The following is a 20,717-nucleotide window of genomic DNA, read 5'->3' on the forward strand; positions in this document are numbered from 1 at the left end:
CCCCCCCCCCCCCCCCCCCCCCCCCCCCCCCCCCCCCCCCCCCCCCCCCCCCCCCCCCCCCCCCCCCCCCCCCCCCCCCCCCCCCCCCCCCCACCACCGGACGGGAACCCCGCCGCACGGCCCGCCCCCACCCCGCACGGAGGAACCCGCCCATGAGCGCCGTCACCGCAGACGCCTGCCCGGCCTGTTCGAACTGGAGGTACGCGGGCGGCCAGCCCGGCTACGACCACATCCACGCGGTACGGGTCCTGCCCGACGAGGTGGACGAGGACGCCCACCTCGTGGTGCACGGCTGGGCCACCGGTTTCGCCTCGGAGAGGGACCCCGGCCTCGCACAGACCTGGGTGTTCTTCGAACACTTGGAGCCGGCCCTCGTCTTCGGCCGCGCCGGACGGATGTCCGTGCACGACATCTCCGCCTACGGCGTCTACGAGGCCGCCCGCGAGGAGCGCTTCGACCACGACACCGGCCGTCAGGTCACCACCTTGTACGTCAGCGGTCGTGCACTCGACCGGCAGGCCGGGGAGGACAAGCACTTCGCGCGCTGGACGCGCGGCGTCCACCCCGAGTCCGCCCGCTACGAGGCCCCGGCGCGCCGCCGCTGACCGCCGTCCACCCCGAGCCGGCACGGTACCGCCCGGCACGGCCCTGTCGCCCCGCCCCGGCACCGTCAACCACAGGCGTACGTCGGAAAGGACAAGCCGCCCCGGCGGATCTCAGGTCGTGGTCGGACGACCGGCCGGCAGACCGGTCGTAATGTCGTGCCCGGGTCGGACAACGACCCGCCGGCGAACAGGTCGCCGCGCCGGAAGCGTCGCGGGTGAGCGTCGACGGCTGACGGGGCGGTGCGGTGTGCCGTCGGGGGGCGGCGCACCGCACACTCACCGGGCCTGGCCGGGGACGACCAGCCCGCTCTCGTAGGCCATGACGACCGCCTGGGCACGGCTGTTGAGGGAGAGTTTGCCCATGATCCGGTGCAGGTGGGTCTTGACCGTGCCCTCGGTGACGTGCAGCTGCCGGGCGATGGCGTCGTTGCCGACGCCCAGGCCGACCAGCCGCAGCACTTCCCGCTCCCGCGCCGTCAGCTTCGACACCGCCTCCGGTTCGACCGCCGAGGCGGGCCGGCGCGTGTAGGACTCCACCAGGCGCCGGGTCACCGCCGGGGCGAACAGCATCTCCCCCTGGGACACGACCCGGACCGCTTCGACGAGCCGCTGCGGCGACGTGTCCTTCAGCAGGAAGCCGCCGGCACCGGCGCGCAGCGCCGCGTACACGTACTCGTCGATGTCGAAGGTCGTCAGCACGATCACATGGGGCGGCTCGGGCACCTTCCCGAGGATCTCCTCGGTGGCGGTGATACCGCTCATGCCCGGCATCCGGATGTCCATGAGGACGACGTCCCACCGCTCGCGGTGCGCCGCCTCGACCGCCGCCTCCCCGTCGCCGACCTCGCCCACGCCCGTGATGTCCGGCGCGGTCCGCAACAGGGCGGCCAGGCCGGCTCTGACCAGATCCTGATCATCCACCACTAGTACGCGCGTCATGTCCCCCGCCCCCCGGTTCCCCCGGGCGCGCGCGACGCGGCGCGTGCACCGGAAGGACCACTTCGACTGCGAAACCGCCTCCGTCGTGCGGTGCCGCGGACAGTCGTCCTCCGCAGATCCTGACCCGTTCGCGCATGCCGATCAAGCCGAGCCGCGAGCCGGGGACGGGTTCAGGTCGCCCGTCGTGGCGGACGCGGCCGTTCCGGCCGCCGTCGTCGCGCACCACGAGGACCACCTCGTCCGGGGTGCGGTCGAGGGTGAAGTCCACGCACGCGCCGGGTGCGTGCTTGATGACGTTGGTGAGCGCCTCCTGCGCCACCCGGTAGAGGCACACTTCGGCCACGGGCGACAGGGGAAGCGGTTCCGCCGGTGCCGAGAACCGGATGTCGAGGCCGGCCGCGGTGGCACCGCCGACCAGCTCCGGCAGCCGGTCGAGGCGGGGCGCCGCTTCGTACGGCGCCTCCTCCTGGTCGTCGTCGGCCTGGACGCGGAGCACGGTGAGCAGGCGCCGCAGCTCGTCGAGGGCGCCGCGTCCGGTCTCCGCGACGTTCCGCAGGGCGTCGCGGGCCGTGGGGACGTCCGAGGTGAGAACCGTCTCCGCGAGCCCGGCCTGAATGGTGATCACCGACATGTGGTGGGCCACCACGTCGTGCAACTCCCTCGCGATCGCCATGCGTTCGAGGGTGACGGCGTTGCGGGCCCGTGCCTCCTGCTCGGCCACCAGGTCCGCGGTGGCCTGCCGGAGCCTGGCGTTGGCCCGGACGAGGAGGTACCGGGTATGGCCGAAAGCGATGGCTGCCACGGGCACGAGGGCGGCTTGGGCCGCCACCAGTGCGAGGTGCAGGTGGCCGGTGAGCCCGCTGAGCGCCGTGGTCGCGGCGACCGGAACGGCCGCGGTCCAGGAGACGGCGAGCGAACGGCACCCCGCGAGGCTGAGCAGGGCGACGGCCGGGGCCCACACGTTCACCGACGGCTGGTACCCCCGAGCGAGATAGACGGCGTAGCCGACGCAGGAGGCCAGTACCGTCAGGAACGGCAGCCGCCGGCGCGCCGCCAGCGGCAGTGCCGTCAGACAGGCCAGGACACCGCCGGCCGCGTCGAACGCGCGCCAGCCGGGTGGCTGGTAGTAGATGCCGGCGATGCAGGCGGCCACCGCGAAACCGACGGCGATGGCCGCGTCGGCCGCCATCGCCCCTGTACGAGACCAGGTCATCGCAGGATGCTAAGGCCGCCGGCAGCGCGGCGACGGGCTCCCGGAGGAACACGGGCACCGCGGCCGGGACGCCGGCGCACACGGAGACCCCCCCGCCTCCCGGCCGGCGGCGGTTGACCGTCGCGTTCGCCGGGGTGGCCCCGCGGCTCACCCCGCACCCTTCCGGATGCCGACGCCGCCGGTGTCGACCCCGTACGGGGCCGCCCGCCGGGCCCGTACCGGCTCCTCGCCCGGTGCCCCCGAGGCCGTCGGCAAGGCGCCGCGACGCGCGCATCAGCGCCGCGGTGACCGGTTCGTTCAGCGGCTCCCCCAGGGCCGGGGCGGACAGCCCGGCGATCGCCTCCTCGGGCCGGCCGGGCCCCGCCTGCAGTCCGCCTTCCGCCGCGCCAGGACGACCCCGCGCCGGGTGAGCCGAAGCCGCCCGGACCCGGCCCGCGGTCCGGGCAGCCCGGCCGGCGGCTCACCGCGGAACAGCCTCAGGAGCGGGCGTAGCCCGTCAGCGGCGGGGTGCGCAGGGCGATGACCGCCTTGTCGTCGTGCCCGTCGCCGGGCAGGTGGTCGAGCAGGGCCCGGCACAGCTCGTCCGGTGAACGCCCGGCGAACCGGGCGGCGTTGACGGCCAGCGCGTCCAGGCCCCGGTCCAGCGAGTGGCCGGGACTTTCCACCAGGCCGTCCGTGTAGAGGACCACGGTGCTGCCCACCGGGACCGCCCGGCAGTGGTCGGGACGGGGCAGATCGACCGTCACGCCGAGGGGCAGGCCGGGCTCGGCGAACAGGAAGCGGGCCCGCCCGTCGGGCAGCAGCAGGAGTGGCGGCGGGTGCCCGGCGCTGGACCAGCGCAGCCGCCAGGCACCGTCGGCAGGTTCCAGCCGGGCCAGCAGCGCGGTGGCGATGGGCGTCTCGCCCAGGGCGGCGTGCATGATGCGGTCGAGCCGGGCGAGACAGGCGCTGGGCGGCACGTTCTGCTCGTAGCACAGGGCCCGCAGCATGCTGCGGAGCTGCGACATGTCGGCCGCGGCCCGCAGGTCGTGCCCCACGACGTCACCGATCACGGCGGCGCAGGCTCCGTCGGGCAGCAGAAGGGCGTCGTACCAGTCGCCCCCCACGGCCGCCGGGGCGCTGGCCGGCTGATAAGCCGCCCCCGCCGTGAAGGGCCGCAGGTCGGGCAGGCGGGGCAGCAGCATCCGCTGGAACTGTACGGCGCTGTTGCGGACCTGCTCGTAGAGGCGGGCGTTCTCGATCGCCACCCCGGCGGTGCCGGCCAGCGCCCGGATCACCCCTTCGTCGTGCCGGTCGAAGGACCGCCCGTCCGTGCGCTCGGAGAGGTAGAGGTTGCCGTAGATCCGTCCGCGCACGCTGATGGCGACGCCGAGCAGGCTGCGCATGGGCGGGTGGCCGGGCGGAAAACCGGCAGACTCCGGATGACGGGAGATGTCCCGGACCCGCAACGGCTCGGGATGATGGATCAGGTGCCCCAACAGCCCCCGCCCGCGCGGGAGCTCCACCCCGTCCAGGTCCGCCAGCTCCTTGGCGCTCAGCCCCAGCGGGATGAACTCGGCGAGGAGCCTGCCCTCCGCGTCGAGCACGCCCATGGCACCGTAGCGGGCGCCCACCAGGTCCATCGCGGTGCGCACGATGCGCCGCAGCACGGTGGGCAGTTCGAGTCCGCTGCTGATGTTCACAACCGCCTGCAGCAGCTCCTGCAGCGTGCTCTGCGCGCGGGCCAGGGCGTGCAGCTGCTCGCCGATGCGGTCCAGATCGGAGCTGAGCGGCAGATCGAGCAGGGAGGTGTAGGACACCTCGTCCGGCCGTGCGCCGCCCTCCCGCGGGACCTCGTCCCCGTCCGGTGGCTCCTGCCCGTACTCCGCCATCGCCGCTGCCTCGCTTTCCGTACCCTGCCCAGATCGCCACACCCCACGGCAGGTGATCGCTCACAGCCAGGGCCCCGCGCGCGGCAGGCCCTGTCGGCGTCCGCGTCGCCTATGTCACCGCGGTCAGCGTCGCGTAGACCACCACGTTGCCCAGGTAGCCGGTGTCCTCGGTGTAGCCGCCACCGCAGGTGATCAGCCGTAGCTCGGGCCAGCCGGAACTGCCGTAGACCTTCTCGCTGGGGAACTCCTCCTTGTCGTAGAGCTCGACGGCGCGGACGGTGAACACCGCTGTCCGCCGGTCCGCCCTGCTGATCTCGATGGTGGCGCCCTCGGGCAGGTCGCCGAGGTCGTAGAACACACCGGGGTCGCCGGCGGGTGTGTCCACATGCCCGGTGGCGACGGCCGTGCCCGCCGAGCCGGGAGCGGTGCCGTCGCCGTACCAGCCGGCGAGGCCGGGCTCCTCCGGTGGCGGAGTCCGCAGCGCCCCTGCCGCGTCGAGGCCCACTCGTGTCATCGGGGCGTCCACGTCGATGGCGGCGATCCGGATCCGGACCGGATCCGCGGGGGGCAGCGGACGGACCGCCGGGGGAGGGGAGGGGGCGGCGGGGGCGGAGAGGGTCCGGGCCGCCGGGGGCCGCGGTGGCTCCTCGTGGTGCACCCCGCTGATCAGCAGCACCGCGGCTGCCGCCATCGCCCATCCCAGCGGGACCACCGCGGGGAGGAACGAGCTCAGGGGAGCGCGGAGCCGGGCGCCGGGTGCCATCGCGGCCGAGCCTCTTCCCCGGGGCGGGCGCGGTGTGGCGGCGAGGGCCTGGAACACGCGGCGGACGGGCCCCGCCACCGGGTCCCGCCCGTCTTCGGAGCCCGGTCGCGGGCCGGAACGGACGGGACCGGCCGGCGGGCCCGGGCGGTCAGGCGCGGTCACCGTTCGGGCGGCGGCAGATCCAGACCACACCGGCGGCGGCCGTGAAGAGCAGCGCGGCACCCAGGCCGAGCCCCGTGCCGGAGTCGTCGGCCGGACCGAAGCCGGCGTCGACCGAGCCTTCCGGACTGCGGCCGGTGATCCGGTACGTCCCCGTGACCTTGGTCAGCGGCGGACACTTCAGGGTGACCGTGTCGCTGCCCGGGCCGGTGCCGTCCGGGATCTGGAACTGACCGGTGAGCACGCCCTCCTCATCGCCCGCGAAGAGGTGGAAGTCTCCTCCCGCCTCCGACGAGCCCTTGCCGTAGTCCGCGTCGGGGTCGCAGGCCCTCGTACTGACCGTGACGGTGGATCCCGGGGAGGCGTTGCCCGGCTCGATGCTGATCTCCGAGTCGTCAGCGGCGGCAGCGGCCGGGATCTGCAGCACCAGAGCCCCCAGAGCCAGCCCGATACCTGCACCCATGTGTGTGTAACGCATGCGAATCCTCCAACGGGCAGTGCCCGGCCTGTCTGCGCGGCGCCGCTTCTGTGGTCCACCCACGAGGCAACCGACAGCCCGTCAGTCCCGCAACCCGACACATCACCGGGTGTGTCACCCGGTCAGACGCAAAGGCGCCCCCGCTTGATCACCTGCGCAGGTCACCGGGGCGAAGATCGACGTCGCGCGTCACCCGCCGCTCCGTCCCCATATCGGTGACGGCCGGCCGCGCGACCCCGCACGGCGTGGGTGCGCCTCGGGCCACCGCGTCGGGAGCCCGCTTGCCGAGCGTCGCCCATGTGCGCGGCGCGGCCTGGTGACTGCCCCCGCCGCGCGCGTCCGCTCACTGGTGGTCGCCGTCCGCCGCACCCACCGGACGGACGGCCGCCGGCCGCCCTACTGTGCCGTGACCGAGGCACTGGGGTGCGCGAAGGAGCGGCGTGGCGAGGACGGCCGCCACGAGGACACGGGTCTCCCACAGAGCGGCGACGGTGGTCACGCCGCCGTGTGCCCGCAACCGACGGCGCGCGGGCCACGGCGACTTCGCGCCATGGCCCGCGCGGCCCGGAGTCTCCTTCCTCAGAGGGGGGAGACCTCCCCTCCTGCCGCCGGGGCGGTAACCGGCCCGGCCGATGCGTCGGGCAGCCGCGCGGCGACGGTCCGGGCCACCGCCTCCGCCTGCTCGGCGACGTAGAAGTGGTCGCCGGGGAAGCGCACGATCTCCGTGTCCGCCGCGGAACTCAGCCGCCATGCGTCCAGCTGCTCGTCGGAGAAGAGGTCGTCCGCCCCGCAGCACACCACCAGGTGGCTCTCCGTCGTCGTACGCCGCATGGTCCGCACGAAGGAATCGCACACGGCGAAGTCCGCCCTGAGGAGTCGCACCGCGTGCTCACGCAGCTGGGCGTTCTCCAGGATCTGCGGTTCCGGCCCACCGAAGCGGGACGCGACGCGCAGGACCTCCTCGTCGTCGGCATCGAGCGGATCGCCTTCGAAGAGCGGTCGCGCGCGCAGCGGACCCAGGTTCGCGGAGGCGAACAGGACCGAGCACCGTGTCCGCCCCGGGGTCTGTTCCAGCCTCGCGGCCAGCGACAGACCGAGGTAGGCGCCCATACTGTGGCCGAAGACCGCGAACTCTCCCGTCACACCGGCGTCCGCCAGCCGCGCGAGGAGATCGCTCACCGCGTCCTCGGCGGTGTGGACCGGTTCCTCCCGCCAGCGGCGGCCCCGGCCGGGCAGCTCCAGCGGGACCGGCTCTATCCAGGCCGGGAGCGATCGGGCGAGCCCGTCGAAGACGCGGGCGGTCCCGCCCGAATGGTGGAGCATGACCAGCGGGTAGCGACTCACTCCGTGACCTCCGATGCGGGTGGGGATGAGCGCCGCCGGGCATCGACCCAACGTCCCAGATAGGCCGACAGCAGCACCAGCGCTCCTCCGGCCAATTGGGCCGGACCGAGGTGTTCGCTGAGCAATACGACCGCGAAGACCGCGGCGAAGAACGGCTCGGTGGACAGGACCAGGCCCACCCGAGTGGGGCTCGACACGCGCGCGGCGTGCAGTTGGGTGAGGAACGCGAACGCCGTGCCGGCCACGCCCAGGTACGCGATGACCAGCCATGCGCCGCCCGGCAGGTGGGTCGTCTCGTGCCAGGACCGCTCCGGCTGGACGAGCGACAGCAGCAGCCCGCCGAGCGCGACCACCCACAGCTCGATACCGGTGACCCGGATGAGTGACACCTCGCGGCCCTTGGACCGTGACCCGAAGAGCACGATCTGCGCGGCCCGGATGACGGCGGCCGCCAGGATGATCAGGTCACCGCTCCGTACCGAGAACCCCTGGTCCAGGGTGAGCAGCGCGCACCCCGCGAGGGACAGCAGCGTGAGCGGGTAGATGCTCCGGGCGACCCGCACCCGCAGGAAGACCCGCTCGATCAACGGGACCAGCATCACCGACAAGGAGATCAGGAAGCCGGCGTTGGACGCCAGGGTGTAGCGGACGCCCAGGGTCTCAAGGGACAGGATGCCGAAGAGCAGGCACCCGAACAGGACGCCCAGCGACACTTCCTCGCGGGTGACTCCACGCCAGACGCGCAAGGACATGACCGTGATGACCAGGGCACCCATCGCGAAGCGTAAGAACAGGAAGGCCGGGACGGAGATGAACTGCCCCGACCACTGCATCGCCACGTAGGTGGAGCCCCACACGATCGCCACGCCGAGCACACCGATGTCGCTGAGCCAGGTCCTGGCCGGGCGCGCGCCGGGTGCTGCCGGGGCCGGGCCGGCGGGGACGACTTCCCCGACGACTCCGGGCTCGGCGACGCTCTTCGCGGCACGGTCAGACGTGCTCAACGACGTACCCCACCTTCAGGACGCCGCCCTTGATCTTGACCGAACGCAGCGAGAAGCCGGTGAGCTGTCCGAGCGAGCTGACGTGGGTGCCGCCGCACGGGTCCTCCTGCAGGCCGTCGATGCCGATGATGCGCCGGTCGCCCTGCTCGGTCGCGTACACCTTGCGATCGGCCTCGATGGCCTGCCGGGTGCGTTCCTCCACCGTCGCCGCCAGCTGCTGGAGGTCGGGCTTGTCCCCCTCGCCGGCGTCGAACTCGATGCGCGCCTGCCCGGGGAAGTGGTTGCTCACCCGGTGGCGGAAGCCGAGCTGCCGTACGAACCCGTCCACCACGTGACCGCAGGTGTGCAGGGCCGCGTGGCGGCGGCGTGTCTCGGGGTCGATGGCACTGGTGACCTCGTCGCCGATCGTGAAGGGCCGCTCGCACGAGAGGCGTACGACGTGCTCGTCCGTCCCGGGCGCCTTGAAGGGACGCGCCGCCGTCTCGTCGACCGTTCCCACGTCGCTCGGCTGACCGCCGCCCTGCGGGTGGAAGATGTTGTCCTCCAAGGTGAGCCAGTGCCCGAGCTCACCGCTTCCCGCATCGACCACACGCGTGGTGACGGTGAACCGGTACGTGTCCTTGAGGTAGATGTGGCGCTGCAACGAAGTCTCCGGGGAAGTCAGTTGATGGTGTGCCGGGGCGGCCCGTCCGGCGGGCCCGCCCCAGCAATATCACAGACCCTCAGAAGCGCCGCGGAGTGAAGACGTAACCCGTCTGGCTTTCCTTGGCGATGCGGTTGATGCCGTACTTGTCCTCACCGGCGACGACGACGGCGCCGTACTTGTCCAGCGGGATACCGCCGCCGTACTCCGCCACCGTCTCCGTCCCCGGGTAGACGTGCACCTGGGTGGGCACGTACCGGGCGGCGAAGCCCATGCGGTAGTCCTTGTTGCTGCCGGTGTGCGGCAGCGAGGCGTGCATCAGGGTCGACCAGAAGATCACGCACTCGCCCTTCTTCATCACCAGCGGGAATGCCTGTGATTCATCGGGCTTCCAGTTCGGGTCCTTCTGGAGCTGACGGTAGTCGTAGCCGAAGAAGCCGCGCTTGACGCCGTCCTTCTCACGGCTGTTGATGGCGTTGGGGTCGTAGTCCATGGCCAGCGACTCGTCGTAGTTCATGTGCTTGTGGGTGCCGGGCATCAGCTGGAGGCAGCCGTTCTCCAGCGTCGAGTCGGTGAAAGCGGTCCACACGGTGATGGTGCCGCCGAAAGCGGGCCGGCCCTCCTCGGACGGCCACATGATCTGCGGCTTCTTGCTGGCGTTGGCGAACGTCGCCGCCTGGTGCCAGTCGGTCCCCTCGTCACCCGGGTACTTGGGGAAGAACTCCGTGCGCCAGCACAGGACGTCGGGCCCCAGGATGGAGACGACGCGGTCGACGATCTCCTCCCTCATGATGTGCTCGGAGAGCAGGTCGACGTCGAGGTGGCGGTCGTAGTTGGAGATGTTGGTGACAGCGCCGAGCGCGTCATCGGGGTAGATGGCGCGGGAGCGGTCCGGCAGCTGGCGCCGGATGGTGTTCCACCGCTCCTCCATTTCCTCCGGCTCGTAGATCTTGATGGGGCCGATGAAGCCGTCACGCTCGAACTTCTCGAGTTCTTCGGCTCCGAGTCGGAAGTCCGTCTGCTCACTGGTGCTCATGCGTTCTCACCCTTCGATGTGGCCGGTACGCCGTGCAAGCGTTGCTGCGTCGGAGTTGTGAGGAAACGATTCAGCTGGTGACCGTGCGGTTGGCGAGGTCGGCGCCGGCCTCCGCGATGCTCGACTCGAAGAGCACCTTGATGTCGTATTCGGCGCCGAACTTGTCCTTCGCCCGCTGGCTCAGCTGCAGGGCGAGCATGGAGTGCCCGCCGAGGTCCAGGAAGTTGTCCTCCGGACGCACCTCGGGATCTTCCAGCAGTTCGGCGACCCATTCCAGGGTCAGCCGCTGCACCTCCTCGGTGCTTCCCGCCTTCGGGCTGTGGCTCAGGGTTTCCGACATCCCGTCATCTCCTTTCGTCGAAGGCTCGGGCCACGGAGGCCCGGTCGGCCTTTCCGTTGATCGTGCGCGGCAGCTCGGGCAGCGCCAGATACTGCGAGGGCTGCATGTACGACGGCAGGACTGTCTTCACATGGGCGCGCAGCGCACGGGCGTCGGGTCCCGTGCCCTCCTCGGAGGCCTGTGCTGTGTAGGCGCACACCAGGCGGCTGTCGCCCGGTGCGAACTCGTGCACCCACACCACCGCGTCGACCACCGCGGGGTGCGTGCGCACCGCGGCCTCGACATCGCTGAGTTCGATGCGATGGCCTCGGAGCTTCACCTGCAGGTCGGCTCGGCCCTGGTAGACCAGGTCGCCCCCGGCTCGCCGGCTGACCAGGTCGCCGGAGTGGTAGTAGCGCGGTGGCGGCGCACCGCCGTCCCGCGCGGGACCGGTGGTGAAGCGTTCGGCGGTGAGTTCGGGCCGGTTGAGATACCCCTCGCTCACCTGCGGACCGGCCAGCCACAGTTCACCCGGCTCGCCCGTCGCGGCGTCCCGCCCGTCCTCGGTGACGATCCGGTGGGTGAAGCCGGGCAGCGGCCGGCCGATGACCGAGTCCTCCGCTGCCAGGTCGTCCTCGGTCAGCCGGTGGAACGTGGCGTGCACCGTGGTCTCGGTGATGCCGTACATGTTGATCAGGCGCGGCCGGTCCAGACCGAAACGCTTGGCCCAGGGGCGTACCACGGCGGGCGTGAGCTTTTCGCCGCCGAAGACGACGTAGCGCAGTTCCGGCAGGTCGATGCCCTCGCCCAGGACGGCTGTCGTCAGCGCGCCGAAGGCGGTCGGCGTCTGGTTCAGCACCGTGATCCCCCGGTCGCGTACGACTCGGGCGGTCTCGACGGGGGTGCGGGCTGTCCAGTACGGCAGGACGACCAGTTCCGCGCCGGTGCTCAGCGCACCCCAGATCTCCCAGACCGAGAAGTCGAAGGCCATGGAGTGGAAGAGCAGCCAGCGGTCGTCGGCGGAGAAGGAGAACAGGCGGGAGCAGGCCTCGAAGAGAGCGGTGACATTCCCGTGCCGGACGGGGACCCCTTTGGGGCGGCCCGTGGTGCCGGAGGTGTAGATGATGTAGGCGACGTCCTGCGGGCCGGGCCGCTCGGGCCCGGGATCCTTGATCGCCTCACGGTCCCGCAGCGCTGCCACGCTCTCCTCGGTGACGAGCGGCCCCGTGTATTCGGGAATGTCCCCGGGATCTCCCACCAGCGCGACCACCTGGCTGTCGGTGACGATGAAGGCGTTGCGAGCGGGTGGGTTGCGAATGTCGAGCGGAACATAGGCGGCGCCGGCCCGGAGGATTCCCAGCATGGCGGCGATCGCGTTCGCGCCCGGCGGCATACGCAGTGCGACACGATCACCCTTCCGTACCCCGGCGTCGTGGAGAAGATCCGCGAGGCCCTCGGCCCAGGAATGGAGGAGGCCGTACGAGATCTTCTCGTCGTCGATGTGGAGCGCCGTGCGGTCGGGCATTTCCATGGCTGCCCTGGAGAACAAGTCAACCAGTGTCGCGCCGAATTCCGAATATCCTGGCGAGGGGTACTGGTCCTTCTTTTCGGACACAATGGCTCCATTGTGTAGATGACCGAATCCACCAGTCCAACGTGGCCCGAAGTCGCACTACATCGTTACACGATCGATGTCTGTCCGGACCCCGCCGTAGATAAATGTGATCTTAGTTACATGTGATCGTCAAGGGTTTGGACACTCTGGCTGAACCTATGTCTTGACAGCGAATCGGAGTCTGTGAATCCGCTGGGAGTTGACGAGAAACGGCCCACTTAACAAAAGGGGCCAGGTCGCTCAAATGGCGGCCGGTCGCCGCTGTCGCCTCATGTGCACCGCATTCGCAGGGACTGGTGCCACCGGCCATTTCTTCGTCGGCGCCGCGGTCGCCCGGGCCCTGGCGCGCGCCGGCGGAAGCCTGTCCGTCACCTCGAACGGCCGCCGGGCATCGGCGGGAACCATGCGATTGATTCCGGTCACGGACTCATCCCTCGCCGGGTGTTATGGCCGGTGCCGCGGCTGACGGCTCTCCCCGGAACCAATCCTTCCTTCACCGGGCGGGTTGTCCCGGCGGATCCGGCGCCAAGCGCGTCGGCGCCGGCGGGACTGGCCGGATTGCACCCGTGGGGCGCACGGCCCGGCGGGCCCTCAAGGACCGGGGCGGTAATGCGGCGTCCCGCGGAACACCGCGGTGCTCGAACGATATGCACGCGCCCAATTGATCCGGGCGCTCACCCTGTAAATCAACGACAGCTTCCGCACCGACGGGACTTCGCGTCGGCGTTGACGGCCTACGGCACTTCGCGGGCCGTTTCCCGCACGCCCCGGGTGATGTGTCCGGCGACCGCCTTCGCGGAAGTCTTCGGGCGGGCCGGCGGCCCTGCCGTGCGCGAGCGCGCACCATCGGTGCGCACACCGGGAAGCCGGACCGGCTCGTTTCCGGCGCAGCCGATGGCACACGGGTACGGGAAAGTCCGCCTCGGTGGTTGACGAGGCGGGTGCTGGTGGACGTCCGGTCGTGGCGGTGGGAAGCGGTCAGGGCGGTGAGCGCGTGGTGAGGGGCTGCAACGGGCTGCCGGGACGCCGACGCCGGCCCGCGCGGCCGTGGTCGCGCGACCGCGGGGGAGTGCCTACCGGAGGACGACGTCGCGGCCCGGGCCGCCTTCGACGGTGTCCCTTCCGGGGCCGCCGCCGACCAGGTCGTCGCCGTCCTCGCCGTACAGCGTGTCGTCGCCGGGGCCGCCGAGGAGGATGTCGTGGCCGTCCCCGCCCATGGCGTGGTCGTCGCCCGGGCCGGCGTACACGGTGTCCGCACCGCCGTACGCCTCGATCGTGTCGTCGCCCCGGCCGCCCCACATCCGCTGGCCGCTGTCGTCGCCCATCAGGTGGTCCATGCCGTCGCCGCCGTCCAGGACCACCCGGCCCATGACCATGTCGTCCCCCGCGTCGCCCCGCACCGTGTGCGCGGTGTGCGCGTGCAGTTCGTCGTCGCCGGAGCCGCCGCGAACGGTGCCGACCGCGGGGTCGCTGGTGACGATCGTGTCGTCCTGGTCGCCGAGGAAGACGTCGATCCTGTCCGGCCGGGGGCTGTCGGTGGGCAGTTCGCAGACCACGAAGGTGTCGTCCCCGGGGTCGAGGTACGCACAGTGGTCGCCGGGCGCGAGCGGGACCGCGTCGCGGAAGCCGATCCGCCGGACCCCGGCACCGAGGTCCATGGGGATCACGTGGAGGTCGTTGGCCTGTCCCGCGGCGGCGGTGAAGACGATCGACTGAGTCGCCCAGTCGGCGCCGACACGGGCCTTCGCCCCGGTGGCACCGGGAACGGCGGCTGCCGGGGCGGCGGCGAGGCCGGTGGCGAGCAGGGCCACGGCCACCGCGCGGGCGGTGGTTGCGTGTCGGTTCATGGGGCCTCGTCTCGTTGCGGCGGCCGGTGGGCCGGCCGGCTGGGCGGCGTTGGTGCCGGGCACTGGCGGGCGACCGTGCCGGGAGCGCCCGTGACCTGTGGGGCGGATCCGACCAGGGCGACGTCCTTGATGGTGTACCGGCCCTCTGGGGTGGGGATCGACGCGTTCCGCTGCCGCGTCCTTCCGGCGTGCGGCACGCGCGCGGGGAAGGCGCGTGGCGTGCGGGCGGCGCCACGTCCGGAGGGCCAGGGGTGAGCATCGCCGTGAACTCGTGGTGAGGACGGCCGAGAGGGGCGACTCGCGGCCACCGCGCGGGAGGAACACGGGGTCCGCACGGACTGCGAGGAGCCTTGGCGCGCGGCCGGACCGGCCGCCCGCGGGCCCGCCCGCCGTCGCCGGTTCGCTCCGGGGTGGGCGCGCGGAGGGGGCAGGCCGGGGCCGGACGTCGGCTGCCGCCATCGCCGTGCCCACCCTCTCGCGCGCACGCGCACGCGGTCGCCCGGCGGCTTCCGGCCGCCGGGCGACGGGTGGAGGAGGAGGCGCCCGGTTCCCGGGGCGGGCGGATCGCCGCCCGCCCCGCGAACCGGGACGCCGGCCGGCCCCGGCGGGACCGGTTCGTCGTCCCGGAACGGCCGGGTGGTGCGGCCCGGGTCAGCTCACGTTCACGTCGACGCAGGCGTAGAAGGCGTTGGACGTGTCGGCGATGTTCCACACGGCCAGCACCTTCTGCTTGCCGGTCAGGCTGCCGAAGTTCACCTGGTGGGTGACGGTCTCGCCCGGCCGGGCGCCACCGTCGTTGAACTCCGCGATCTTCCGGCCACCCGCGTAGTACTGCCAGGTGCTGGTGGCGTGGCGTGCCGTCAGCCGCCAGTTGAAGCTGGTCGTCCGGCTGACCGGGGTGACCTTCCAGCCCTTGCTGTCGTTGTCGAGCTCGGCGAAGGCGGCGTTCCCTCCGCTGCAGCTCATCAGGCCCTTGGGGCCCTCCACGCTCTGCGGCTCGTACTTGATGGAACCGCAGGAGACCACGCCGGCCGCGCACTGGGCCTGCCGGCTGGGGGGCGAGGATATGTAGCCGTGCGCGCTCGCGCTGCCGGCGGGCAGGCTCACGGCCAGGATCGGGGCGATCCCCGCGCCGATCGCGACGGCCAGCATCTTCTTGCTCTTCATGACGACTCCTGTGTGGGGGTTCGCGCCCGCCGACCCGAAGGTGCGACGAGCATGAGCATGTCAAGCAGAGGTCACATGGTCGTGAGGGCGACCATGTGCAGTGACGGAAGCGTACCCTGCTTGGTCTAGACCAAACCAGTACTCGGGTACGACTGTTGGGGCCGACCGCCCGACCGGGAGCCACACGGGAGCGCCCGCCCCGAGCGCGTCGTCACCGGGGCGGCGGGTACACCAGGTGCCCGTCGCGGACCCGCGCGTGCTCGTTCAGCACGGCCGGTCTCGACGCCGTGGGGGACATGATGTGCACCACCTCGGCGCCGGCGACGACGAGGGCGTCGGTGATGAGCCGGCGGTGGCAGCGCCAGGGCACCGCCTCGCTGCACATGATCACGGGCCGTTCGTGCTCGGCCAGTCGCAGGAGTTCCTCCAGTCCCGCCGCGAACTCCTCGCCGGCCATGTAGTCGGCGTACTCGCGGAAGGCCTTGACCCGCCACGCGCCGTTCTCGCTCGGCACGCCCTTGGGAGTGTGCCGACGGCCACCGAGGCGGCGGATCCAGCGGTATCCGATGTCGGACGGCAGGGACTCCTCGATCGCGGCCCGGTCCCACTGCGGGTACTTCCGGGACGACGGGAACGAGCGGACGTCGACCAGGTAGGTGATGTCATGGGCCCGCAGCATCCCCAGCACCTCGTCGAAGTCGCGCGTCGAATGCCCGACGGTACAGATGCGGTTGGTCATCCGGGCCGCACACCCGCGTCGGCGCTCCTCTGCATCCGACACACGTACCCCATCGACCGGCGCGGTGCCGATCGGCACGGGCGGCGCCTGGGCCACTTGGCGGAGGTGCGCCTTCGCGGACGGGTGGCGGCCGTCCGTGCCGAGCGGCGGTCGGGCGAACCGGGTGAGGAACCGGGGCGCCCTGCGGTGTCCGGGCCTGCCCGCCGGAGCGGGAGGCCGGCGACGTCTTCGGCGCGACCACGCGACACGGGATGGCGCCGTGCCCCACCGAGCGGGCGGCACGGCGGGGGCGGTACCGCGACGGGGCGTGCCGGGCCCGGGCGGACGCGGGCGACGCTTGGACCCGGCCGACCCGGCCCGGGTCAGTCGGCGGACCGGCTGCTGAGGAGGGTCCGGTACGTGCTCGCGGCGCCGTCCGCCCCCTCCTCGCCGACCGGGCGGCCCTCGGCCTCGACCCAGGCGTGGGCGGCGAAGGGGCTCGTGCGCACGCCGACACACCAGTCGGGCCGCTGCCCGTGCAACCGGGCCAGCAGCATGACCGCCAGCGAACGGCGCAGACAGCCCTGCTGTCCCCGGCAGGAAGGGCTGACGGCGACGACGGCGTCCCGGTAGGCGCGTACCGAGGCGTAGTCCGCGGCACGCGCCCCACGCCCGAGGAAGCGCAGGATCCGCAGGATTGCGGCGGGCGAGCAGCGGGCCATGGGCGCGGCGAGGCACGCCGCGGCGTACGCCGGGGCGCGCAGCCGCCGGCCGGGGAGCGGCAGACGGGCGAGCGCCTGGTCGGTGGGGGTCATGACGTCACCAGTCCCGCGCCGTGAAGCCGGCCGATCAGTTCGGCTACGTCCCGGTGCACCCTCTCCCGGGGCGTGCCCGTACGCTCAGCGAGTTCACTCACCACGTCGGGCAACCGTTCACCGGCCAGCAGACGCGAGAGCACTTCCGAGCCGGTGGCGTTGAGCTGATAGAACTTCCCGTCCCGCTCGTGGAGCAGGACGGTGCCGTCGTCGGTGTCCAGCGCAGACACGGATCGAGTCAGACGCATACTGTCCCTTCTGCTGCCCTTGTCGCTCGTGCCGTCACGTCCGTCGTCGGCCGTCGGCCCCCTTCGGCCATCGGCCCCCCTCAGCCATCGGTCGCCCTTCGCCGAGTGCCGCACTCCACACCCTCGCCGGTCGCCGGCCTCCCGGCCAGGGCGCGCAACCACACCTCACCGCCCAGCGTGAGGGTGACGGCCGCGACGGGGAGTCGCGGCGGGAGCGGCCCGGACAGCGTCGCGCGCAGCGTTCCCGCGTCGATCAGTCCGAGCGCCCCGAGGGCCGAGTCCTCGCAGAGCGCCAGCAGTTGGCGGCGGTGGCGGCGCAGCCCGGCGTGCGCGTCCCGCGACGTCTCGTCCTTCGTCCGGCGCGTGAGCAGCTCGGGTGGGAGGATGCCGGTCATCGCCTCCTTGAGCAGGGGCTTGTACTCCCAGGGGGAGAAGCGTTCACCGGATCGGACGCGCAGGCAGGCGTCGACGACGGTGTCGTCGAGGAACGGGACTTGGCAGCGCACCCCCTCCGCCTCGAAGACCCGTCCGTACAGGCGGCTGTTGCGGGCCCCCGCCCGAACCCGTTCCACGGCGAGATGCCGCCCGCGGCCCTCCGCCTGCGGTTCGATCCGGGACAGCCTGTTCTCGATCAGCCCGCAGACCAGCTCGGCCGCCGTGTCGGTGGCCCACGGAGGCAGCCTGAGGGGATAGCCCCAAGAGGTGGGCGGCCCGGCGAAGTCGATGGGGGCGCGGAGGGTCTGCCGTTGACGTGCCAGCCAGTGCGCGTACCGCCCTGGTCCTCCGGCGATCAGCCCGAGTGCCTGCCGCGGGTGCCAGCGGTGGTGTGCCCGGTACGCGTTCAAGTGCCGTATCGCGAGCGCCGGTTCGCGGCGGGCGAGGTCGTGGAGGTACCCGTGGGCGGGCGCGAGGAGTTCGTCGCCGCCGAGACCCGCCAAGTGCGCGCACGCGCCCCGGTCGGCCAGACGCCGTGCGACTGCGCGCAGCCGGGCCTGGGTGCGCGCTTCGGGGAAGGGCTCGTCGGGTGGCGTCCAGGCGTCGGACAGTTCCGCGTAACACGGGGCGAGATCGCCGGACGCGTCGAGTGCGAGGTGCGTGGCGTCCGGCATCGAGGAGCGGGCGCGCGCCGCCCAGCGCATGTCCTCGTCACCGATCCCGGTGACGGACACGGTGGTGAGCCGTGCGCCCGCGCGATGGGCGAGCAGGGAGAGGCTGGTGGAGTCCAGCCCGCCGGAGAGGTCCGCGGTGAGGGGTCCGAGCGTGGCGCGCGCCTCGACGGACCGCCGGAGTTCGGTGCGCAGGAGCTCGGCCCCTTCGCGCAGGGACAGTTCCTCCGCCGGGGGAGTCCACCACCGTTCTTCCACGGCCCGGCCGTCCGGCGCGAGCGTCAGGAGGTGGCCGGGCGGAATGGCGCGCACGCCCTGCCAGACCGTCGTGTCCGCGAGGGCCTGCGGCAGGTTGGGCAGGAGCAGCCGGGCGGCGAGGGCGGCGGGTTCGACGCGCGCCCCGGCGAGGCGGGCGAGGACGTCCGCGCGGTCCGCGGCCACCGTGACCCCGCCGAGGGACACGGTGAACACCTGCCGTACGCCGTGCGCTCCGCCCCGCAGGGACATGCGCCCGTCGCCCTGGCTGACGGCGACGTGGAACGAGCCGGGCAGGACGGTGCGCGACAGCTCGGCGGGCCTCGCCGACGCGGTACGGATGTCGGCCTCCCGGAAGACCCCCAAGACCACGACCCGCGCCTGCCCCGTGTCGAGGACGCGCAGTTCATCCGTCCGCCAGACACCGATCAGCCAGGCCCGCCCGGACGGGTGGGCCACTTCCTCGCGGGCGCTGGCGCGCAGGTCCGTCGCGATCCGTTCGCCCGCCGGGCAGTCGGGGAGCGCGACGAACCAGCTCGCTTCCGCGGCGGGCATGCCCCGGGCATGCGCCACAGCGGCTCAGCCGTTGAATCCGAAGGCCAACGGCTCCACGGCGATCGACCCCGTCCCCATGGTCAGCTCGGCGAAGTCACCCAGCTCGATGAAGGTCGGGGGGATATAGACCGCCGTCCCGGCGTCCTCGGCTTGTCCGGCGGGCACGGTCCCGAGGCGCGGAACGCTGCGTTCGCTGTCGTTCATGGAGATCTCCCCACGGTGAGCGGACTGTTTGCAACACACGGAGATGCCTGCGCAGTCACTACACGGAGATGCCTGCGCAGTCACTGTATTGCCGTCAGCACAGTCGGGCATTGCCCAAACCACCCGTGCAGGGGGCACTGGAGGGCCGGCAGCCATTCCACCGGTGCGCCCGCGCACAACGGGCTCACCGGTTCACCTCCTCCCTGCCGGAGAAGGTACTGCGCCGGCCCGTCCAGGCCGTCGGGGCCGGGGAGTCCACGGGTCAGTGCTTGGGCGCCGTGCCGGCCGCGGTGTCGTTCGCGGCCTCCAGGGCGGTGACGAGCCGGTCCAGCGCGGGCAGGGCCTCGGCGAGTGAGAGCCGGTCGGCGGCCGGCAGTTCGTCGACGACCCGGGTGAGTGCCGCGGTACTGGCCCGGTCGTAGCGGCCCAGCAGTTCGAGCGCCTCCCGGGAAGCGGTGAGGACCACGCTGCGCTGGTCGTGCGCCGGCCGGACACGCTCCACCAGCCGCGCGGCGGACATGGCGCGGACGAGATTGCTCACGGTGGACGGGGCCATCCGCAGCCGGGCGGCCACCGAGCCGGGGGAGAGCCCCTCGGGGGACGTGGACAGGGTCCGCAGCAGCTCGATCTGCGCTTCCGGCAGATCGGGGAGGCCCTCGGCGTTCCGGGTGGCGCGCAGCACGGCGCGCCGCAGCGGGCCCAGCAGCCCGCTCAGCCCCGCCGCCGCCCTCGCCGCGTCCGTCACCTGCCGCGTCTCGTCCCCGCCGCTCCGGTCCGTCGCGCTTCGTGCGCTGTGTGTGCCTGCCATGCCCTCCATTGTGAACCAGACCATAAAGTTTTGTAGCAAACATATTTTGTGGCAAACTTGCAGTGAGGGGGGAACGGAAGGGCCGGCCCGGGCCGACGAACGGCGCACCGGCGCGTCCGCCTCCGGCACCACAGCAAGGAGTGACACCCATGACCATCGCCCACGAGGCCCCGACCACCGTCGAGAACCCCGTACCGCCGCAGGACCTGGCCGGGATCACCGGGCACCGGTTCATCTACACCTACGCCAACGGCTGGCAGTACGAGATGTACGTGAAGAACGCCACGACCATCGACTACCGCATACACAGCGGCATGGTCGGCGGCCGCTGGGTCAAGGACCAGGAAGTCGACCTGGTGCGGCTCGCCGACGACCTCTACAAGGTCTCCTGGACGGAACCGACCGGTACCTGCGTCGTCGTGAACGTGCTCCCCCGCCGGCGCGTCCTGCACGGCACCATCTTCTTCCCGCAGTGGATCGAGCGGGACGGGAGCAAGACGGTGCTCTACCAGAACGACCACCTCGAGGAGATGCGCGCCTACCGGGACGCCGGTCCCACCTACCCGATCTACGTCGTCCCGGAGTTCGCCCGCATCACCCTGTTCGAGTACGTCGGCGAGGACGACGAGACGGTCGTCGCGGTAGGCCCGAAGGACCTTCCCGAGGGGTTCGCCGACCGAACCAACTGACGGCAAGGAGTCCGGCGCGGTCTCGTGCGGCCTTGAGGCGCTCCCGGGCCGGCCACGGCGCACACCGGCCCCGCCGAGCCAGGAGGCGCAGGGTTCCACTGCTGCTCCCGCGGGGCCGGTGCATCACACACGTACCCCGCGGCGCACCCGATACGCCCGATGAGCCCCGGCCGCCGGGCAGGGCGCGCCCTCGCGCACGACACGAAGCGGGGGGCGGGCGGCCGCCGGGGGGGCTCCCCTTTTTCTCCCACACTCTCTCCCCGTCCGGTTTTTGCCGCCGCCCCCAACACCAACGACCCTTCCTGGCACACAACTC

At 72.3% G+C, this 20,717-nt stretch carries 21 protein-coding genes; 2 read left to right on the plus strand and 19 right to left on the minus strand.

Annotation, left to right across the window (positions count from 1 at the left end; all coding sequences use genetic code 11):
- Nucleotides 1-152: 152 nt before the first annotated feature.
- Nucleotides 153-605 carry a hypothetical protein gene (locus tag ACZ63H_RS36135; RefSeq protein ID WP_469872469.1) on the plus strand — a complete coding sequence of 151 codons (453 nt, stop codon included), beginning with the start codon at nucleotides 153-155 and terminating at the stop codon, nucleotides 603-605.
- Nucleotides 606-881: 276 nt separating this feature from the next.
- Here the strand turns inward: ACZ63H_RS36135 and ACZ63H_RS36140 are convergent, their stop codons facing one another.
- The 19 genes from ACZ63H_RS36140 to ACZ63H_RS36230 all read right to left on the minus strand — a co-directional run bounded on the left by ACZ63H_RS36140 (nucleotide 882) and on the right by ACZ63H_RS36230 (nucleotide 19,712).
- Complete coding sequence (locus tag ACZ63H_RS36140) at nucleotides 882-1,544, minus strand: response regulator (RefSeq protein WP_469872470.1); 663 nt, start codon at nucleotides 1,542-1,544, stop codon at nucleotides 882-884.
- Nucleotides 1,519-2,757 (minus strand): sensor histidine kinase, encoded by a 1,239-nt coding sequence (locus tag ACZ63H_RS36145; RefSeq protein ID WP_469872472.1) that lies wholly within the window; start codon nucleotides 2,755-2,757, stop codon nucleotides 1,519-1,521. Before ACZ63H_RS36145 ends, ACZ63H_RS36140 begins: the two co-directional genes overlap by 26 nt.
- A gap of 476 nt (nucleotides 2,758-3,233) precedes the next feature.
- Nucleotides 3,234-4,628, minus strand: coding sequence for a PP2C family protein-serine/threonine phosphatase (locus tag ACZ63H_RS36150; RefSeq protein WP_469872473.1), 1,395 nt, complete (start codon nucleotides 4,626-4,628; stop codon nucleotides 3,234-3,236).
- Nucleotides 4,629-4,737: 109 nt separating this feature from the next.
- Complete coding sequence (locus ACZ63H_RS36155) at nucleotides 4,738-5,319, minus strand: class F sortase (protein ID WP_469872475.1); 582 nt, start codon at nucleotides 5,317-5,319, stop codon at nucleotides 4,738-4,740.
- 220 nt (nucleotides 5,320-5,539) lie between these two features.
- The gene (locus ACZ63H_RS36160) at nucleotides 5,540-6,028 is read right to left on the minus strand and encodes a sortase (protein WP_469872477.1); all 489 of its coding nucleotides are present in this window, start codon (nucleotides 6,026-6,028) and stop codon (nucleotides 5,540-5,542) included.
- 579 nt (nucleotides 6,029-6,607) lie between these two features.
- Nucleotides 6,608-7,372 (minus strand): thioesterase II family protein, encoded by a 765-nt coding sequence (locus tag ACZ63H_RS36165; RefSeq protein ID WP_469872479.1) that lies wholly within the window; start codon nucleotides 7,370-7,372, stop codon nucleotides 6,608-6,610.
- Nucleotides 7,369-8,376, minus strand: coding sequence for a DMT family transporter (locus ACZ63H_RS36170; RefSeq protein ID WP_469872481.1), 1,008 nt, complete (start codon nucleotides 8,374-8,376; stop codon nucleotides 7,369-7,371). Before ACZ63H_RS36170 ends, ACZ63H_RS36165 begins: the two co-directional genes overlap by 4 nt.
- Entirely contained in the window at nucleotides 8,363-9,019 is a 657-nt protein-coding gene (locus ACZ63H_RS36175) for an alanyl-tRNA editing protein (RefSeq protein ID WP_469872483.1), read from the minus strand. Before ACZ63H_RS36175 ends, ACZ63H_RS36170 begins: the two co-directional genes overlap by 14 nt.
- Nucleotides 9,020-9,098: 79 nt before the next feature.
- Nucleotides 9,099-10,055 carry a chlorinating enzyme gene (locus ACZ63H_RS36180; protein ID WP_469872485.1) on the minus strand — a complete coding sequence of 319 codons (957 nt, stop codon included), beginning with the start codon at nucleotides 10,053-10,055 and terminating at the stop codon, nucleotides 9,099-9,101.
- 70 nt (nucleotides 10,056-10,125) lie between these two features.
- Nucleotides 10,126-10,395, minus strand: a complete 270-nt coding sequence (locus ACZ63H_RS36185; RefSeq protein WP_469872487.1) for a phosphopantetheine-binding protein — start codon at nucleotides 10,393-10,395, stop codon at nucleotides 10,126-10,128.
- Between the two features lie 4 nt (nucleotides 10,396-10,399).
- Complete coding sequence (locus ACZ63H_RS36190) at nucleotides 10,400-11,923, minus strand: amino acid adenylation domain-containing protein (protein WP_469872489.1); 1,524 nt, start codon at nucleotides 11,921-11,923, stop codon at nucleotides 10,400-10,402.
- 1,139 nt (nucleotides 11,924-13,062) lie between these two features.
- Nucleotides 13,063-13,836 carry a calcium-binding protein gene (locus tag ACZ63H_RS36195; protein ID WP_469872490.1) on the minus strand — a complete coding sequence of 258 codons (774 nt, stop codon included), beginning with the start codon at nucleotides 13,834-13,836 and terminating at the stop codon, nucleotides 13,063-13,065.
- A 651-nt stretch (nucleotides 13,837-14,487) separates the two neighbouring features.
- A complete protein-coding gene (locus tag ACZ63H_RS36200; RefSeq protein WP_467942823.1) occupies nucleotides 14,488-15,003 on the minus strand; it encodes a lytic polysaccharide monooxygenase auxiliary activity family 9 protein in 516 nt (171 codons plus the stop codon).
- A 211-nt stretch (nucleotides 15,004-15,214) separates the two neighbouring features.
- Nucleotides 15,215-15,742 carry a DUF488 domain-containing protein gene (locus ACZ63H_RS36205; protein ID WP_469872492.1) on the minus strand — a complete coding sequence of 176 codons (528 nt, stop codon included), beginning with the start codon at nucleotides 15,740-15,742 and terminating at the stop codon, nucleotides 15,215-15,217.
- Nucleotides 15,743-16,104: 362 nt separating this feature from the next.
- Entirely contained in the window at nucleotides 16,105-16,536 is a 432-nt protein-coding gene (locus ACZ63H_RS36210) for a lasso peptide biosynthesis B2 protein (RefSeq protein WP_469872494.1), read from the minus strand.
- Complete coding sequence (locus ACZ63H_RS36215; protein ID WP_469872495.1) at nucleotides 16,533-16,766, minus strand: lasso peptide biosynthesis PqqD family chaperone; 234 nt, start codon at nucleotides 16,764-16,766, stop codon at nucleotides 16,533-16,535. Before ACZ63H_RS36215 ends, ACZ63H_RS36210 begins: the two co-directional genes overlap by 4 nt.
- A gap of 98 nt (nucleotides 16,767-16,864) precedes the next feature.
- Nucleotides 16,865-18,700 carry an asparagine synthase-related protein gene (locus tag ACZ63H_RS36220; RefSeq protein WP_469872497.1) on the minus strand — a complete coding sequence of 612 codons (1,836 nt, stop codon included), beginning with the start codon at nucleotides 18,698-18,700 and terminating at the stop codon, nucleotides 16,865-16,867.
- A gap of 24 nt (nucleotides 18,701-18,724) precedes the next feature.
- Nucleotides 18,725-18,904, minus strand: a complete 180-nt coding sequence (locus ACZ63H_RS36225) for a lasso RiPP family leader peptide-containing protein (protein WP_469872498.1) — start codon at nucleotides 18,902-18,904, stop codon at nucleotides 18,725-18,727.
- Nucleotides 18,905-19,166: 262 nt separating this feature from the next.
- Nucleotides 19,167-19,712 (minus strand): MarR family winged helix-turn-helix transcriptional regulator, encoded by a 546-nt coding sequence (locus ACZ63H_RS36230; RefSeq protein WP_469872500.1) that lies wholly within the window; start codon nucleotides 19,710-19,712, stop codon nucleotides 19,167-19,169.
- A gap of 149 nt (nucleotides 19,713-19,861) precedes the next feature.
- Between ACZ63H_RS36230 and ACZ63H_RS36235 the strand changes: the two genes are divergently transcribed.
- Nucleotides 19,862-20,401, plus strand: a complete 540-nt coding sequence (locus ACZ63H_RS36235; RefSeq protein ID WP_469872502.1) for a phenolic acid decarboxylase — start codon at nucleotides 19,862-19,864, stop codon at nucleotides 20,399-20,401.
- Nucleotides 20,402-20,717 lie beyond the last annotated feature (316 nt).

The sequence above is a fragment of the Streptomyces sp. NPDC104831 genome (assembly GCF_055583025.1).

Coding starts and splice junctions, on each gene's coding strand:
- ACZ63H_RS36135 (WP_469872469.1), top strand. CDS start 153: ATGAGCGCCGTCACCGCAGACGCCTGCCCGGCCTGTTCGAACTGGAGG.
- ACZ63H_RS36140 (WP_469872470.1), bottom strand. CDS start 1,544: ATGACGCGCGTACTAGTGGTGGATGATCAGGATCTGGTCAGAGCCGGC.
- ACZ63H_RS36145 (WP_469872472.1), bottom strand. CDS start 2,757: ATGACCTGGTCTCGTACAGGGGCGATGGCGGCCGACGCGGCCATCGCC.
- ACZ63H_RS36150 (WP_469872473.1), bottom strand. CDS start 4,628: ATGGCGGAGTACGGGCAGGAGCCACCGGACGGGGACGAGGTCCCGCGG.
- ACZ63H_RS36155 (WP_469872475.1), bottom strand. CDS start 5,319: ATGGCGGCAGCCGCGGTGCTGCTGATCAGCGGGGTGCACCACGAGGAG.
- ACZ63H_RS36160 (WP_469872477.1), bottom strand. CDS start 6,028: ATGCGTTACACACACATGGGTGCAGGTATCGGGCTGGCTCTGGGGGCT.
- ACZ63H_RS36180 (WP_469872485.1), bottom strand. CDS start 10,055: ATGAGCACCAGTGAGCAGACGGACTTCCGACTCGGAGCCGAAGAACTC.
- ACZ63H_RS36185 (WP_469872487.1), bottom strand. CDS start 10,395: ATGTCGGAAACCCTGAGCCACAGCCCGAAGGCGGGAAGCACCGAGGAG.
- ACZ63H_RS36195 (WP_469872490.1), bottom strand. CDS start 13,836: ATGAACCGACACGCAACCACCGCCCGCGCGGTGGCCGTGGCCCTGCTC.
- ACZ63H_RS36200 (WP_467942823.1), bottom strand. CDS start 15,003: ATGAAGAGCAAGAAGATGCTGGCCGTCGCGATCGGCGCGGGGATCGCC.
- ACZ63H_RS36205 (WP_469872492.1), bottom strand. CDS start 15,742: ATGACCAACCGCATCTGTACCGTCGGGCATTCGACGCGCGACTTCGAC.
- ACZ63H_RS36210 (WP_469872494.1), bottom strand. CDS start 16,536: ATGACCCCCACCGACCAGGCGCTCGCCCGTCTGCCGCTCCCCGGCCGG.
- ACZ63H_RS36220 (WP_469872497.1), bottom strand. CDS start 18,700: ATGCCCGCCGCGGAAGCGAGCTGGTTCGTCGCGCTCCCCGACTGCCCG.
- ACZ63H_RS36225 (WP_469872498.1), bottom strand. CDS start 18,904: ATGAACGACAGCGAACGCAGCGTTCCGCGCCTCGGGACCGTGCCCGCC.
- ACZ63H_RS36230 (WP_469872500.1), bottom strand. CDS start 19,712: ATGGCAGGCACACACAGCGCACGAAGCGCGACGGACCGGAGCGGCGGG.
- ACZ63H_RS36235 (WP_469872502.1), top strand. CDS start 19,862: ATGACCATCGCCCACGAGGCCCCGACCACCGTCGAGAACCCCGTACCG.